This is a genomic window from Rhizobium album, assembly GCF_003122325.1.
GTDB classification, from domain to species: Bacteria; Pseudomonadota; Alphaproteobacteria; order Rhizobiales; family Rhizobiaceae; genus Metarhizobium; species Metarhizobium album.
On record NZ_QFBC01000002.1, the window covers coordinates 618,475 to 633,210 of the forward strand.

11 protein-coding genes are annotated in these 14,736 nt (G+C 63.3%); 2 read left to right on the forward strand and 9 right to left on the reverse strand.

Annotated features, from left to right (window positions below):
- Nucleotides 1–124 precede the first annotated feature (124 nt).
- The 9 genes from DEM27_RS07195 to DEM27_RS07235 all read right to left on the reverse strand — a co-directional run bounded on the left by DEM27_RS07195 (nucleotide 125) and on the right by DEM27_RS07235 (nucleotide 12,770).
- Nucleotides 125–1,498 (reverse strand): GH1 family beta-glucosidase, encoded by a 1,374-nt coding sequence (locus DEM27_RS07195; RefSeq protein WP_109457512.1) that lies wholly within the window; start codon nucleotides 1,496–1,498, stop codon nucleotides 125–127.
- A gap of 156 nt (nucleotides 1,499–1,654) precedes the next feature.
- Complete coding sequence (locus DEM27_RS07200) at nucleotides 1,655–3,247, reverse strand: ABC-F family ATP-binding cassette domain-containing protein (RefSeq protein WP_109457513.1); 1,593 nt, start codon at nucleotides 3,245–3,247, stop codon at nucleotides 1,655–1,657.
- A 198-nt stretch (nucleotides 3,248–3,445) separates the two neighbouring features.
- Nucleotides 3,446–4,633 carry a Gfo/Idh/MocA family protein gene (locus DEM27_RS07205; RefSeq protein ID WP_109457514.1) on the reverse strand — a complete coding sequence of 396 codons (1,188 nt, stop codon included), beginning with the start codon at nucleotides 4,631–4,633 and terminating at the stop codon, nucleotides 3,446–3,448.
- A gap of 118 nt (nucleotides 4,634–4,751) precedes the next feature.
- Entirely contained in the window at nucleotides 4,752–5,804 is a 1,053-nt protein-coding gene (locus DEM27_RS07210; RefSeq protein ID WP_109457515.1) for a sugar phosphate isomerase/epimerase family protein, read from the reverse strand.
- 103 nt (nucleotides 5,805–5,907) lie between these two features.
- Nucleotides 5,908–7,218, reverse strand: coding sequence for a xylose isomerase (gene xylA / locus DEM27_RS07215; RefSeq protein WP_109457516.1), 1,311 nt, complete (start codon nucleotides 7,216–7,218; stop codon nucleotides 5,908–5,910).
- A 116-nt stretch (nucleotides 7,219–7,334) separates the two neighbouring features.
- Nucleotides 7,335–8,792, reverse strand: coding sequence for a xylulokinase (gene xylB, locus DEM27_RS07220; RefSeq protein WP_109457517.1), 1,458 nt, complete (start codon nucleotides 8,790–8,792; stop codon nucleotides 7,335–7,337).
- A 27-nt stretch (nucleotides 8,793–8,819) separates the two neighbouring features.
- Nucleotides 8,820–9,845 carry a LacI family DNA-binding transcriptional regulator gene (locus DEM27_RS07225; RefSeq protein ID WP_109457518.1) on the reverse strand — a complete coding sequence of 342 codons (1,026 nt, stop codon included), beginning with the start codon at nucleotides 9,843–9,845 and terminating at the stop codon, nucleotides 8,820–8,822.
- 93 nt (nucleotides 9,846–9,938) lie between these two features.
- Nucleotides 9,939–11,528, reverse strand: a complete 1,590-nt coding sequence (locus tag DEM27_RS07230; protein ID WP_109457519.1) for a DHA2 family efflux MFS transporter permease subunit — start codon at nucleotides 11,526–11,528, stop codon at nucleotides 9,939–9,941.
- A 24-nt stretch (nucleotides 11,529–11,552) separates the two neighbouring features.
- Entirely contained in the window at nucleotides 11,553–12,770 is a 1,218-nt protein-coding gene (locus DEM27_RS07235) for an HlyD family secretion protein (RefSeq protein WP_109457520.1), read from the reverse strand.
- 133 nt (nucleotides 12,771–12,903) lie between these two features.
- On the opposite strand from DEM27_RS07235, the gene DEM27_RS07240 reads away from it, so the two are divergent.
- Together DEM27_RS07240 and DEM27_RS07245 are read left to right on the forward strand one after the other, a co-directional pair.
- Nucleotides 12,904–13,593, forward strand: a complete 690-nt coding sequence (locus DEM27_RS07240) for a TetR/AcrR family transcriptional regulator (RefSeq protein WP_420028802.1) — start codon at nucleotides 12,904–12,906, stop codon at nucleotides 13,591–13,593.
- Nucleotides 13,594–13,716: 123 nt separating this feature from the next.
- Nucleotides 13,717–14,472: a TerC family protein gene (locus DEM27_RS07245; protein ID WP_109457522.1), complete on the forward strand. Its 756-nt coding sequence runs from the start codon at nucleotides 13,717–13,719 to the stop codon at nucleotides 14,470–14,472.
- The last annotated feature ends 264 nt before the right edge of the window (nucleotides 14,473–14,736 follow it).

Sequence of the window (14,736 nt, forward strand, 5' to 3'; positions counted from 1 at the left end):
CTTCAAATTCCGTTAAATGGGGCTGTCACGCTCCGCTATATTCGCGCATGAGACGAAGTCCTGGGGCGATGCCCGCTGAAGACGTCCCGAAGACGTCGAAGGCAGCGACCGCCTGGACCGGACCTCATCCGGCCCGATGATTGCCGTGCGGAAACGCACCCGCGAGTTCGCCGTACCACTTGCCGCTCTTCTTCACGGTGCGCACCTGCGTCTGGTAATCGACATGCACCAGGCCGAAACGCATGGTGTAGCCCTCCGCCCATTCGAAATTGTCCATCAGGCTCCAGGCGAAATAGCCGTGAACGGGATACCCTTCGGAAATCAGGTCGGCACAGACCGACAGGTGGTCGGCGTAATAATCGAGGCGCGGCTGGTCATCGACCTCGCCATTTTCCACGCCCATGTTGTAGGCGGCACCGTTTTCGGTGATGTAGAGAGCCGGCAGGTCGTAGCGGGCATACAGTTCCTCGACCAGCGACTTCAGCGCCGGCGAATAGACTTCCCAGCCGATATCGGTCTTGACGTCGCTGACCGGTGCGGCATTGACGGTGGCTGGAAACTCCGCGCCGGGCGCCGGATCATCGGCGACACGCATCGGCGTGTAATAGTTCAGGCCCCACCAGTCGAGCTTCTGGCTGATGATCCGCAGATCGTCGGCCTCGACAGCCGGCATCCGGTCCCCCAGGGCTTCGATGAGGGCGCCGGGATAGGCACCCTTGAACACCGGGCCGAAGAAGGCGCCGTTGTGGAAATCGAAGGCGCGCTGCATCGCCGCCCTGTCCTCGGCGCTGTCGCTGGCCGGCAGGACGGAATGGGCGTTCAGCACCAGCCCGGCCGGCACCTTCGGCGCTGCATCCCGGATCGCCTCGATGCCGAGGCCATGCGCCAGGTTGGTATGATGCATCGCGTACAGGGCGGCCTGCATGTTGCGCTCGCCAGGTGCATGGATGCCGTAGAGATGGCTGAGCCAGACCGAACACCAGGGCTCGTTGAAGGTCGCCACCGCGTCCAGCCGGTCGCCGAGGCGGCCCATGACGATCTTGGCATAACGCTGGAAGGCATAGGCCGTCGAACGCGCCGTCCAGCCGCCGTCGCCCATCAGCGCCAGCGGCAGGTCCCAGTGATACAGCGTCGCGAAGGTCTTGATGCCGCGTGCCTTGCAGCCATCGACGAGCCGGTCGTAGAAATCGAGGCCGCTTTCGTTGATCGGGCCGGTGCCTTCAGGCACGATGCGCGGCCAGGCGATGGAGAAGCGATAGGCGGAAACGCCCATCTCCTTGATCAGGTCGAGATCCTGCTCCAGCCGGTTGTAGTGATCGCAGGCGACATCGCCGTTGTCGCGGTTGCGGACGCGTCCCGGCATGTTGGAAAACGCATCCCAGATCGACGGCTTGCGCCCATCGGCCTTGGACGTCCCTTCGATCTGGAACGCAGCCGTGGCCACGCCAAACAGGAAATCACCGGGGAAACGGGCGGCAAGGATCTTCGGATCGATCATATCGGTTCGTCTCTTCAAATGCTGCTCTTTAATCTGCAAAGGCGATGTAACGGAGGGCAATGCGCTTGTACAGGGGCACTACACCCGAATCTGCAACGTTACAGGAGTGAAATCTCACCCCTGTAACGTTGCGGACACGAAAAGGCGGCCGAGCGCTCAGGAAGCAGGTTCACCCAGCTGCACCCGGCGCGAAATGGCGATTTCTTCGAGAAAGACCGCGTCATGGCTGACCACCAGCAATGCGCCGTCATAGGCACGCAGGCCACGCTCGACCACGGCGATGGAATCGATGTCGAGATGGTTGGTCGGCTCGTCGAGGATCAGCAGTTGCGGCGGACGCGGCCCGCCGAGCACGCAGGCGAGACCGGCGCGCAACAGCTGGCCACCGCTGAGCGTCGACGCCATCTGCAACGCAGCGTCGGCCCGGAACATGAACCGCGCCAGGGCAGCCCGGCAGGCATTTTCGTCGGATTGCGGGTTGATGCGGCGGAAATTGTCACGGATGGACAGCGCCGGATCGAGCAGGCTCACGGTCTGGTCCAGCAGCGAAAAAGGCACGCTGACCGCCACCGAACCGCTCCAGGGCTGCAAGGCCCCGGTTATCAGCGCCAGCAGCGTCGTCTTGCCCGATCCGTTCGGTCCGCCGATGGCCACCCGCTCCGGTCCGGTGATGCTGCAGGAAAAACCCTGCAGGATCGGCCGGTCGGGCAGATAGCCCGCGGTGACATCATCGACACGCAGCACCGGCTTGCCCGCCGGCAGCGATGCCGTGCCGATCTGTGCCGAAAACGGCTGCAGGATTTCGATGCGCTCGCGTGCGGCCGCCGCATCCTCCATCGCCTGTTGCCGCCGCCGTTCGGCGAGCCGCGCCTTATCCGCGCCGGTCTCCTCGGCACGCCGCTTCAAACCGCCGGCAATGATGCGGGGCATGTCGCCGCGCGCCGCTTTCCGCTTGCCGACGCCATCGCGACGCGCCTGACGCTCGACCTGCTGCTGGGTGTTCTGGGCAAGTTCCGCCAGACGTTTTTCCGCGCCCGCCAGGTCCTGCTCCGCTGCAGCCAGCTCGATGCGCCGACGCTCCTCGAACTGGCTCCAGCCGCCGCCATAACGTTTGGCGCCGAGCGCGGTGAGTTCGACGATGGCGTCCATCGTCTCCAAAAGCTCACGATCATGGCTGACGACGATCGCCCCGCCCCGCCAGCGGGCCAGCAGGTCGATGACGGCTTCCCGACCGGGCCGATCGAGATTGTTGGTCGGCTCGTCGAGCAGGAGCATGTCGGGTTCGGTGAAGATCAGCGCGGCGAGTGCCGCCCGCGTACGCTGGCCGCCGGACAGTGCCGCCAGCCGCGTCTCCGGGGCTGCATCGAGCCCGATATCGGCCAGGGCAGCGGCCAGACGCGTTTCCAGCGTCCAGTCGGCGACGGCAAGGTCTTCCGCCGACGCTTCGCCCCGTTCGGCGCGGGCAAGCACGGCGAGCGGTTCGACGATATCGAAAAGATCGGCAACGGTCTCCTCCGCCTCCACCTGGACGCTCTGGCGCAGAAGGTCGATGCGGCCTTCGACGGACACCGTGCCGGATTGCGGCTGCAACACGCCGGTGATCAGCCGCAGGATCGTCGATTTGCCGACGCCGTTACGGCCGACGAGACCGGTGCGCTCGGGGCCGAAGCTCAGGTCGAGATGGGAAAAAAGCGGCCGCCCGTCAGGCGTCGACCACGTAAGATTGGACAGGGTTATGGAGGCAGGCACGAATGGAAAACTCCCGGATGGCAAAGCGGTGGGGCATTGCGATCGGGTCAAAATCCATGGTGCACACATCCTGTCGGTATTGCAGATGGCGCCAACCTAGGTGAGGGCTGCGGCGCATTCAAGGCAGCAACCCATCATTCGGCATCTTTTACGACATGCCTCCCGGAAGAGACATGGCTTATTTCGCGGAATGACAGCTTAAAGCTTGATCCAGCCGCCGTTCTTCCTGGAGGAAGCAACACACGCCTCGACGAAGGCAACGCCCTTCACGCCGTCATCGACCGTCGGATAGATCACCGCAGGGTCCACCGCCTCGCCGGCCTTGCGAGCATTGATCGCCCGCGCCGCTTCCGAATAGATGGTCGCGAAGGCTTCGAGGTAACCTTCCGGATGGCCGGAGGGAACGCGGGTGACGCGGGCGGCAGCGGCGCCGGCACCGACCCCGCCGCGGGTGATCAGGCGTTTTTCGCCGCCGAAGGGCGTGAACCAGAGATAGTTCGGATCGGCCTGCACCCATTCGAGGCCACCCTTGGTGCCGTAGACGCGCACCTTGAGGCCGTTTTCATGGCCGGGCGCCACCTGGCTGCACCACAACATGCCCTTGGCCGGCTTTTCGGAGCCATTCGCCTTGAAGCGCAGCATCACATGGGCATTGTCGTCCAGCCGCCGGCCTTCGACGAAACTGTCGAGATCGGCCGCCAGGCTGTCGAGTTCCAGCCCGGAGATGAAGGAAGCAAGATTGTAGGCATGGGTGCCGATATCACCCGTCGAGCCGCCGGCGCCGGATTGCGCCGGGTCCGTGCGCCAGGCGGCCTGCTTGGAGCCGGTCTGCTCCACCGCTTCCGTCAGCCAGTCCTGCGGATATTCCGCCTGGACGATACGGATATCGCCAAGCGCGCCATCGGCCACCATTTCGCGCGCCTGACGCACCATCGGATAGCCGGTGTAATTGTGGGTGAGGATGAAAAGCGCACCGCTCTCATCCGCGACCTTCTTCAGCTTCTTGGCATCGGCGAGGTTCGAGGTCAGCGGCTTGTCGCAGATCACATGGATGCCGCGCTTGAGGAATTCCTTGGCTGCGTCATAATGCACGTGGTTCGGCGTGACGATGGAAACGGCCTCGATGCCATTCTTCAGCTTCGCCTCACGGATCGCCATTTCCTTGTAGCTAGAATAGGTGCGCGACGGATCGAGCCCGAGATCACGGCCCGACGCGATCGCCTTTTCCGGCGTCGACGACAGGGCACCGGCGATCAGGTCGAACTGGTCGTCGAGGCGCGCCGCCATGCGATGCACCGCACCGATAAAGGCCCCTGCTCCGCCACCGACCATGCCCAACCGGATGCGCGGTGCGCGGCCTTCTTCCTTGGAACCTTCGATAGCCATGTGTTTCCTCCTTATCTTTTAACTGCTTGATCGCTGGTCTATCCGCTTCGTGCAACTTGCCGACCGTTTTCTGCCTTCTTCGGGGAGAAGACGATCTTGAGCACGCTCTTAAACCAGATCAGATCCCTAGCATCCTTCGGTTGGCGGCATCGTCGGTGCCGGCGCCAGCGAAGTCGTCGAAGGCCTTTTCCGTGACGCGGATGATGTGGGCACGCACGAATTCGGCGCCTTCACGCGCCCCGTCTTCGGGATGCTTGAGGGCGCACTCCCATTCCACCACGGCCCAGCCGTCGAAATCATTGGCGGTGAGCTTGGAGAAAACCGCACCAAAATCCACCTGGCCATCGCCCAGAGAGCGGAACCGGCCGGCACGGTTGACCCAGCCCTGATAGCCGCCATAAACGCCCTGCCGCCCGGTCGGATTGAACTCCGCATCCTTGACGTGGAACATCTTGATGCGGTCCTTGTAGATGTCGATGTTGTCGAGGTAATCGAGGCACTGAAGGACATAGTGCGACGGATCGTAGAGCATGTTGGCGCGCGGATGGTTGCCGACGCGTTCGAGGAACATCTCGTAGGTGATGCCGTCATGCAGGTCTTCGCCCGGATGGATTTCGTAGCAGATATCGACGCCGTTTTCTTCGGCATGGTCGAGGATCGGTCTCCAGCGGCGGGCAAGCTCGTCGAAAGCGGCTTCCACCAGCCCGGCCGGCCGCTGTGGCCAGGGATAGATGAACGGCCAGGCCAGCGCCCCGGAGAAGGTCGCATGTGCATTGATGCCGAGATGCCGCGAGGCCGTGAGCGCCATCTTCACCTGCTCGACCGCCCAGGCCTGCCGTGCCTTCGGGTTGCCACGCACTTCCGGCGCCGCGAAACCATCGAAGGCTTCGTCATAGACCGGATTGACGGCGACAAGCTGGCCCTGCAGGTGGGTCGAAAGCTCGGTCACCTCGATGCCGTTCTCGCGCGCCTTGCCGGCAAATTCGTCGCAATAATCCTTGGATTCGGACGCCTTCTTCAAGTCGATCAGCTGGCTCGCCCATGTCGGCACCTGCACGCCGATATAGCCTTTTTCCGCTGCCCACTTGGTAATGCCGTCCCAGGAATTGAAAGGAGCCTGATCTCCCGCGAATTGACCGAGAAACAGAGCGGGGCCCTTAATGGTTTTCATGAAATCTCCTCCAATGAAATTTCCTGTAACGTTGCAGGTCTGCGGTTTAGCACGAGTTCCCGGCCGATCAAACCCGGCCGGGAAGGTTTTTCACCATCAGCGCTCAGACGTAGCGGTTGACGACGTTTTCCAGAAGCTCCTGGCGGCCGGACTTCGGTTCCGGATTGATGTCGCCGCCCTCGACATTGGCGGCGATCTGTTCGAGCGAATATTCGCCGCGCAGCATCTTCTGTGCTTCCGGCGAATTCCAGCCGGCATAACGGGCATCGAGCGGCTTCGACAATGCGCCGTCCTCGACCATGCGCGCTGCCGCCTTCAGGCCGCGGGCGCAGCAATCCATGCCGCCGATGTGACCGATCAGCAGATCGTCCGGATCGAGCGACTGACGGCGCAGCTTGGCGTCGAAATTGGTGCCGCCCGTAGTGAAACCGCCGGCCTGCAGCACCTGGTAATAGGCGAGCGCCATTTCCGGCACGTTGTTGGGGAACTGGTCGGTATCCCAGCCGGACTGGTAGTCGTTGCGGTTCATGTCGATCGAGCCGAAGATGCCGAGCGCATTGGCAAGCGCCAGTTCGTGTTCGAACGTATGGCCGGCCAGGATGGCATGGCCCTGCTCGATGTTGAGCTTCACTTCGTTCTCCAGGCCATGCTTCCTGAGGAAGCCGTAGACCGTGGCGACGTCGTAATCATACTGGTGCTTGGTCGGCTCCTGCGGCTTCGGCTCGATGAGGATCGTGCCCTTGAAGCCGATCTTGTGCTTGTATTCGACGACGAGGTTGAGGAAGCGGCCCATATGGTCGAGTTCGCGGCCGATATCGGTGTTGAGCAGCGTCTCGTAACCTTCACGGCCGCCCCAGAGCACGTAGTTCTCGCCGCCGAGACGCTGCGTGGCATCCAGGCAGGTTTTTACGGTCGCGGCGGCGAAAGCGAAGACGTCCGGATCCGGATTGGTTGCGGCACCCGCCATGTAGCGGCGATGCGAGAACAGGTTGGCGGTGCCCCACAAAAGCTTGACGCCCGTCGCCGCCTGCTTTTCCGCGAAATAATCGACGATCTCGTTGAGGTTCTTGGTGTTCTCGGCAAAATTGGCGCCTTCCGGCCGCACGTCGGCATCGTGGAAGCAATAATAGGGTGCGCCGAGCAGCGAGAAGAATTCGAAGGCGACGTCGGCCTTCAGCTTCGCCGCCTGCATGCCGTCGGTGAACCACGGGCGCAGGAAGGTCTGGCCGCCGAACGGGTCGCCGCCCGGCCAGGTGAAGCTGTGCCAGTAGGCGACGGCGAAACGCAGGTGGTCTTCCATGCGCTTGCCCATGACGATTTCGTCGGGCTGATAATAACGGAAAGCCAGCGGGTTGGTGCTATCGGGGCCTTCATATTTGATTTTCTGGATGTCGCCGAAAAATCCGGTGCTCATGGGTGGGTCTCCTTGGATGGTTTCTTGTCTTGAGTGTTGGCACGAGGCCCCCCATCCGCCTGCCGGCAACGTCTCCCCGAAAGCAGGGAGAGGGCGAGGGGCAAAACCGCAAGCCGCTAAAGCGCCGAAAGCGGCCTGATCGCCGGATACAGCGCCCGGTAGCGGCCATAGGCGTCGGCATAGGCGCTCGAAAATTCCGCGACCGGATCGATCGTCTCGGCCGTCTCCGGCGCCGAGCAGACGGCCACCGGATCGGCACCCGTCGCCGCGATCAGGCCGAGGCGGGCGGCGCCGAAGGCCGCCCCGAAATCGCCGTCGGCGGGAATATCGACGGGCACGCCGAGCGCCGTGGCGATCGAGGCCAGCCAGTAACGCGAGCGCGAGCCGCCGCCGATCGCCGTGACGCGGGAAATCGTCGTGCCGGCCGACCGAAGCGCCTCGAAACTGTCGCGGATGGCGAAGCTGACGCCCTCCAGCACCGCCTGCGTCAACGCCACCCGGCCGGTGTCGTGGCCGAGGCCGATGAAGGCGCCGCGGATGGCGGCATCGTTATACGGCGTACGTTCGCCGGAGAGATAGGGCAGGAAGGTGACGCCGCTCGGCGCCCGCAATGCCTCGCCCAGCTCGGTCGTCAATTCGGCCGCGGATTTGCTGGTGACATGCGAATGCCAGTTGAGCGCATCGGTGGCCGAGAGGATCACGCCCATCTGATGCCACGTATTGGGCAGCGCGTGGCAGAAGGCGTGCACGGCACTTTCCGGCTTCGGCAGATAGGAACCGTTGGCGGCAAACAGCACGCCCGAGGTGCCGAGCGAGACGAAGGCAGCACCTTCCGACACCGTGCCCATGCCGCAGGCCGAGGCGGCATTGTCGCCCGCTCCGCCCGCCACGACAACGGCGTCGCCCATGCCCCACTTGCCGGCCAGTTCGCTGCGCAGGGTACCGGCGGGATCGGTGCCTTCGACCAGCGTCGGCATCTGCCGCTCGTCGAGGCCGGTTGCCGCCAGAAGCTCTGCCGCCCAGGCGCGTTTGCCGGTGTCGAGCCAGGAGGTGCCGGCGGCGTCGGACATTTCCGAAATGTGCTCCCCGGTCAGCCAGAGGCGCAAAAAGTCCTTCGGCAGCAACACCTTGGCGATTTTGGCAAAGATATCCGGCTCATGCCTGGCGACCCAGGCGAGTTTTGGCGCGGTGAAACCGGGGAAGACGATATTGCCCGTCACCGCCCGGAACCGCGGGTCGGCATCGAGTGCCGCCGCCTCGACATGGCTGCGGGTGTCGTTCCAGAGGATGCAGGGGCGGAGAACCTTGTCGTCCGCATCCACCAGCGTCGCGCCGTGCATCTGGCCGGACAGGCCGATGCCGCGCACCGCCGCAAGTTCGGCCGGATGCAACGCCTTGAGACCGCCGATCGCCTCTTCCGTGGCGCGGATCCAGTCGGCCGGCGCCTGTTCCGACCAGCCGTGATGCGGCCGCGACACTTCGAGCGCGCCGTTGGCCGAACCGATGACGCGCTGGTCGCCGTCGATCAGCATTGCCTTGACACCGGATGTGCCGAGATCAAGCCCTAGATACATGATGTTTCTCCTCTGCCTGCCTTTTTGTCATGGCAGGTTGTCTCGCAAGAATATGTCGATACGAATGCGCTCCTGCGCCTCGACCACCGCAAGGCCATCGGCCTTCGCTTTCAAGATGCGGATGGCGCTGCGCACCTCATGACCGGCATCCTGGTTGAGCACGGCGTCGATAATGCCGTCCTGCAGCGCCGCCCGCGTGTGAACCGTCAACTCATGGGCGATCACCGTCAGCGACCGCTCGCCGCCCTGCGCTTTCAGCGCAGCGATGAGGCCGCGATTGCCGGCGCCGAGGCTGTAGAGGCCGAGCAGATCGGCATGCGCCGCCAGCGTTGCGGCAACCAGCGTCTCGGCGCGTTGCGGCTCGTCGCGGCCCTCGAGCACCGGCAGGATGGTGATGTCGGGAAACTCCGCCTGCAGCACGGCGGCAAACCCTTCGAGCCGCTCGCGATGGTCGCGCACCAGCATCGATCCGGCCAGCACGGCGACCGGCCCTGCCCTGCCACCCAGGAACCGGCCGAGCAGGCTGGCGGCCGTGCGCCCGGCGGCAATATTGTCGACCCCGGCATAGTGGTCGCGGCGCGATCCCGGCAGGTCGGAGACCAGCGTGACAACGGGAACGCCTTTTTCCGCCAGCCGCGCCACGGCATCGCGAACCTCGTCGGCGTCGATCGCCACCAACGCCACGCCGGCGGGCCTTTCCGCCCGCGCCGCATCCAGCGCCACGACCAGTGCAGCAGGATCGAAGGCCGGAATTTCGATCACCCGGATATCGGTGCGTTCTGCAGCGGCACGCGCGATGGCTTCGCGAACCTCCGCATGCAATCCGTGCATGAAGGAATTGTTGCTATCTGGGAGAATGAAGACGAGCGGATAGACACGCCCCTTGGCGAGATTGGCAGCCGCGACATCGCGGACATAACCGAGCCGGTCGATCGCCGCCTCCACCTTGGCACGCGTCGCCGCCCGCACGCCCGGCCGGCGGTTCAGAACCCGGTCGACGGTCGCAAGGCTGACGCCCGCGCTCGCGGCAATGTCATGCACGGTCGGTCTCATCACTCCTCCTGATCGGAGTGTTAGCCGAGTTTTTGATGTACGTAAATCAGAAATTCGCAACCGGTCGCAGGCATAAGAAAGGCAGGCGGGCGGTCAATGCCCGCCGCCACCTCCGCCGACCCCGGACTGGGGTTTCTTGATCAGCATGGCGAAGAAGATCAGGCTGGTGAACAGCGCCGTCAAAATCAGGAAAATGTCGATGAAGGACATGATCGCCGCCTGCTGCGACACCATGCCGGCCAGTTTCTTGATGGCGATGGCGGTCCCGTCCAGTCCATAGGTCTGATAGTTCGACGTGATGGCGTTCAGCTTGTCCATCGCTTCGGGATTGCCCCATTGGACATGTTCCGACAGGCGGGCATAATGTTCCTGCTCGCGCTGTGTGAGCAGGGTATTGATGGCAGCGAGGCCGACGGCGCCGCCGAGGTTGCGGGTCAGGTTGAAAAGGCCGGACGCGCCGCGGATCTTGGCCGGCGGCAGCGTGCCGAGCGCAACGTTGTTGATCGGCACCATGCAGAGCATCAGCCCGCAGCCGCGCAGGATCTGCGGAATCAGCAATTCGTAGAAATCCCAGTCCGCCGTCATCGAACTCATGATCCAGGTGCCGGCGGCAAAGCTGCCGAAACCGATCATCATCATTACCCGCGGATCGAGCTTGGTCGACAGCTTGCCGGCGATCGGCGCGGTGCAGAACATCGCCAGGCCCGAAACGAACATCGTCTCGCCGATCATCAGACTGTCATAGCCGCGGATACGGCCGAGATAGAGCGGGTAGAGATAGGTCAGGCCGTAGAGCCCGATGCCCATCACGAAGGAGAACAGCGAGCCGAAGGCGAAATTGCGGTCGGAGAAGGCGCGCAGATCCACCACCGGGAATTCCACCTTGAAGGCCCGGTAGAAGAACACGACGGCACCGATGGCGCTGGCGAGGGCGCCGTAACAGATCGCCTCGTCGCTGAACCAGTCGTTGGCATTGCCCTCTTCGAGCACATATTCCAGCGCTCCGAGGAAGACGGCCATGGAGAGCAGCCCCCACCAGTCGAATTTCTTGAACAGGCTGAGTTCCGGCTTGTCGAAATCGATGAAATTCCAGGTGACGAGGGTGACGATGATGCCGGGAATGACGTTGATGAGGAACAGCCAGTGCCAGGAGAAGGCATGGCTGAGATAGCCGCCGACCGTCGGGCCGATGGTCGGCGCCAGCGTGGCGACGAGGCCGATGATCGGCGAAACGATGCTGCGCTTCGACGGCGGGAAGATGGTGAAGGCTGCCGCGAACACGGAAGGGATCATGCCGCCGCCGATAAAACCCTGCAGCGCGCGGTAGATGATCATCTGGTCGATGTTCGTCGCCGTCGCCGCCAGCGCGCTGGCGAGGGTGAAGCCGGCCGCCGAAACCGAGAACAGCACGCGGGTGGAAACGATGCGCGCCAGCGTGCCCGACAGCGGGATCATCACCACTTCGGCGATCAGATAGGCCGTCTGCACCCACGCCACCTCGTCCGAACCGGCGCTGAGGCCGGCCTGGATTTCGGCAAGCGAGGCCGAGACGATCTGGATGTCGAGGATCGACATGAACATGCCGAAGACCATCGCGAAGAACGCGATCAGCCGTTTCGGGTCCATACTATCCTGTGCCGGCGCCCGGGGCGCCGTTGCCGCATTCACCGTTGCCGTGGCCATGGCCGTGCGCCTCGTATCCCGTGGTTACTTCGCCTCGGCGACGGCAGCGCCCGGAGCGGTGCGCGTGTCGACGTCAACGACCACACTCAGGCCGGCCCGCAGGCGGCCGCTGTCCAGCACGTCCTTCGGCAGGGCGATACGGACCGGCACCCGCTGGATGACCTTGGTGAAGTTGCCTGTGGCGTTTTCCGGCGGCAGCATCGAGAAGACGGAGCCGGAAGCCGGAGCGATCGACTGCACGACGCCTTCGATCGCTTCGTCATCGAAGGCGTCGACATGGACGCGGACCTTTTCACCGGTCTTCAGGTGGCCGATCTGCGTTTCCTTGAAGTTCGCCTCGATATAGAGTTCCTTCACCGGCACGAGCGCCGCAAGCCGCTGGCCGGGCGATACGAGGTCGCCGGTCTGCACCGAGACGTTGCCGATGATGCCGTCATAAGGGGCACGAAGCGTCGTGAAGCTGAGATCGCGCTCGGCCTTGTCGCGGGTCAGTTCCGAGGAGCGGATCGTGCTTTCGGCTTCCTTGCGCTGCGCCTGCAAGAGGATGATGTTTGCCTTGGCGGAAGCGACGGCGGCATCGCCGGCGGCGAGGTTGGCCTTCGCCTGGTCGAGCGCCACCTGGGCATTGTCCAGCGACGCGACCGTGCCGACGTCCTTCTGCTGCAGGTCGCTGGCGCGTTTCTGGTTGATCTCGGCGCCGCGCAGGGCCGCCTGCAGCGCGCCAAGCTGGGCTTCGGCCTGCTTCTGGGCCGCCTCGGCGCCAACGATCTGGGCGTCGATGCGCTGCAGCGACAGCTGCTCGGTGACGATCTGGGCCTTGGCCTGCTCGACGGCGATCGTATAGTCGCCGGTATCGAGCGTCACCAGCGGATCGCCGGCCTTCACCGCCTGGTTGGCGACGACCTGCACGCTCTCGACATAACCGGAAACCTTCGGCGAAATCATCGCGATATCGCCTTCGATATAGGCGTCGTCGGTGGACACCATGAAGCGACCGTCGATCCACCAGTTGTAGCCGTACCAGCCGGCAGCGCCAAGGGCGGCGAGCACGAGGACGGGCAGCAGGAAACTGCGCTTTTTCTTCTGCGGCGGCGGCGCGATCGCGACCGGCGCCTGCTCGACCTTGGCCTCCGCGGACGTGTCTCGCTGCTCGGTTACGGCAGCCCCATGGGCCGAGGTTTCCTCGGCATTTTCGGAAACATCGACCACGCGGGCGACACTGGATTTTTGCGAGCCTGACATATTCACACCAGTTCATAAAGCGGATGAAATCGAACCGAACGGTTCAGTTCGATTTGACATAGAGCGTTTTTGCGTGCATATCAAGGGTAAATCGAACCGACTGGTTCGATCGAGGTTAACAAGCAGGTTGCCAATGTCGACCAAGGCACAACATAACGCTGCAACCGTTGCAGAAATGGAAACGCCGACACCCGTGGGCGGCCGGCGCGTGGCGGGCGAAGATCCGGTCAAGCGCGAGCAGATCCTCGACGGCGCCAAGACGATCTTCATGGGCACCAACTTCGATGCGGCGAGCATGAGCGATGTCGCCCGCGAAGCCGGCGTCTCGAAGGGGACGCTCTACGTCTACTTCCAGAACAAGGAAGACCTGTTCGCCGCTTTGATCGAGCGAGAGCGTGGCCGTTTCGTCGCCTCGATCCGCAACGCGCTGACCGAGCGCGACGGTGTCGAGGATGCGCTTCTCCACTTCGGCACGACCTTTTGCCGGCACCTAACCAGCGGCGACGTCATCTGTTCCATGCGCAGCGTGCTCGGCGTCATCGACCGCATGCCGGGGCTGGCGCATCGTTTCTTTTCCTCGCCCTCCAATGTCCGGGCCGTGCTGCAGGAATATCTCGACCGCCAGGTTGCCGCCGGCACGCTGATCATCGACGATACCGATCTTGCGGCGCGACAGTTCATCGAGCTGTCGAGCGGCACCTATTTCAAGCTGCGCCTGTTCGGCGACATGAAGGAAATGCCGCCGCTCGAAGAAATACAACGTGTGATCAAAAGCGCCGTCCATGTCTTCATGTCAGCCTACCGCGGAGAACCGCCCAAGTAACACGGCAGCGATTTACCGCAAATAGCCGCCATCCAGATCGCCCCCGCTTGCCTCTGCAGTCTTTATCCTTACATGCGCGTGTGCTATCCGCATGGTATTCCCTCTTGAAAGGATGAGAACTGGATGCAGGACATTGCTCTGTTGGCTGCGGATCCCGCCGTATGGGTCGCCTTGATCACGCTGGTGGTCATGGAGGTCGTGCTTGGGATCGACAACCTGATCTTCATTTCCATCCTTACCAACAAGCTGCCGCAGGAAATGCGCGAAAAGGCAAGGCGCATCGGTATCGGCCTGGCGCTGGTCATGCGCCTTGGCCTGCTCGGCACGGTCGCCTGGATCGTTCAGCTCACCCAGCCGGTCTTCGAGCTCTTCGACCACGGCTACTCCTGGAAGGACATGATCCTCATCGCCGGCGGCCTCTTCCTGGTCTGGAAGGCAACCAAGGAAATCCATCACAATGTCGATCCCGTCGACCATAAGGAAGACATGGTGGGCGGCACCGTCGCCACCAGCTTCGGCGCGGCGATCGGCCAGATCCTGCTGCTCGACCTGGTCTTCTCCGTCGACAGCATCATCACCGCCGTCGGCATGACGCCGCACTTGCCGGTCATGGTCGTCGCCGTCGTCGTCGCCGTTGCCGTCATGCTGCTCGCGGCGACGCCGCTGGCCAATTTCATCGAGAAGAACCCGACCATCGTCATGCTGGCGCTCGCCTTCCTGCTGATGATCGGCACGACGCTGATCGCCGAAGGCATGGGCTTCCACGTGCCGAAGGGCTACGTCTATGCCGCCATGGCGTTCTCCGGCCTCGTCGAGGCGCTCAACATGGTGGCCCGCAACCGGCGCAAGCGAAATGCGCCAGGCGGCACCATGCATTGATGTGCCCGACATCCGACAACGAAGGAAGGCCCGCATCGTCGATGCGGGCCTTTGTTCATGGGGCAGGGAACGAGGATGGGGACCGGATGGGTTAGAAGCTCGCCTGCCATTTCGTTGGCCACGGAGAGAAACCGGAAAAATTTCCGTGTTCTCCTTCTCCATCATGTCCGGTTGGCACAGTCCGCCATCCCTGCCCACCAAACGCCAGAATGATCGACAGGTTCCCGGAAAACTGAAGAAATCGCCGCTTCTTTATCTTTTCAC

Coding starts and splice junctions, on each gene's coding strand:
- xylA (WP_109457516.1), bottom strand. CDS start 7,218: ATGAGCACCGGATTTTTCGGCGACATCCAGAAAATCAAATATGAAGGC.
- DEM27_RS07245 (WP_109457522.1), top strand. CDS start 13,717: ATGCAGGACATTGCTCTGTTGGCTGCGGATCCCGCCGTATGGGTCGCC.
- DEM27_RS07230 (WP_109457519.1), bottom strand. CDS start 11,528: ATGGCCACGGCAACGGTGAATGCGGCAACGGCGCCCCGGGCGCCGGCA.
- DEM27_RS07210 (WP_109457515.1), bottom strand. CDS start 5,804: ATGAAAACCATTAAGGGCCCCGCTCTGTTTCTCGGTCAATTCGCGGGA.
- DEM27_RS07195 (WP_109457512.1), bottom strand. CDS start 1,498: ATGATCGATCCGAAGATCCTTGCCGCCCGTTTCCCCGGTGATTTCCTG.
- DEM27_RS07235 (WP_109457520.1), bottom strand. CDS start 12,770: ATGTCAGGCTCGCAAAAATCCAGTGTCGCCCGCGTGGTCGATGTTTCC.
- DEM27_RS07225 (WP_109457518.1), bottom strand. CDS start 9,845: ATGAGACCGACCGTGCATGACATTGCCGCGAGCGCGGGCGTCAGCCTT.
- DEM27_RS07205 (WP_109457514.1), bottom strand. CDS start 4,633: ATGGCTATCGAAGGTTCCAAGGAAGAAGGCCGCGCACCGCGCATCCGG.
- DEM27_RS07240 (WP_420028802.1), top strand. CDS start 12,904: ATGTCGACCAAGGCACAACATAACGCTGCAACCGTTGCAGAAATGGAA.
- xylB (WP_109457517.1), bottom strand. CDS start 8,792: ATGTATCTAGGGCTTGATCTCGGCACATCCGGTGTCAAGGCAATGCTG.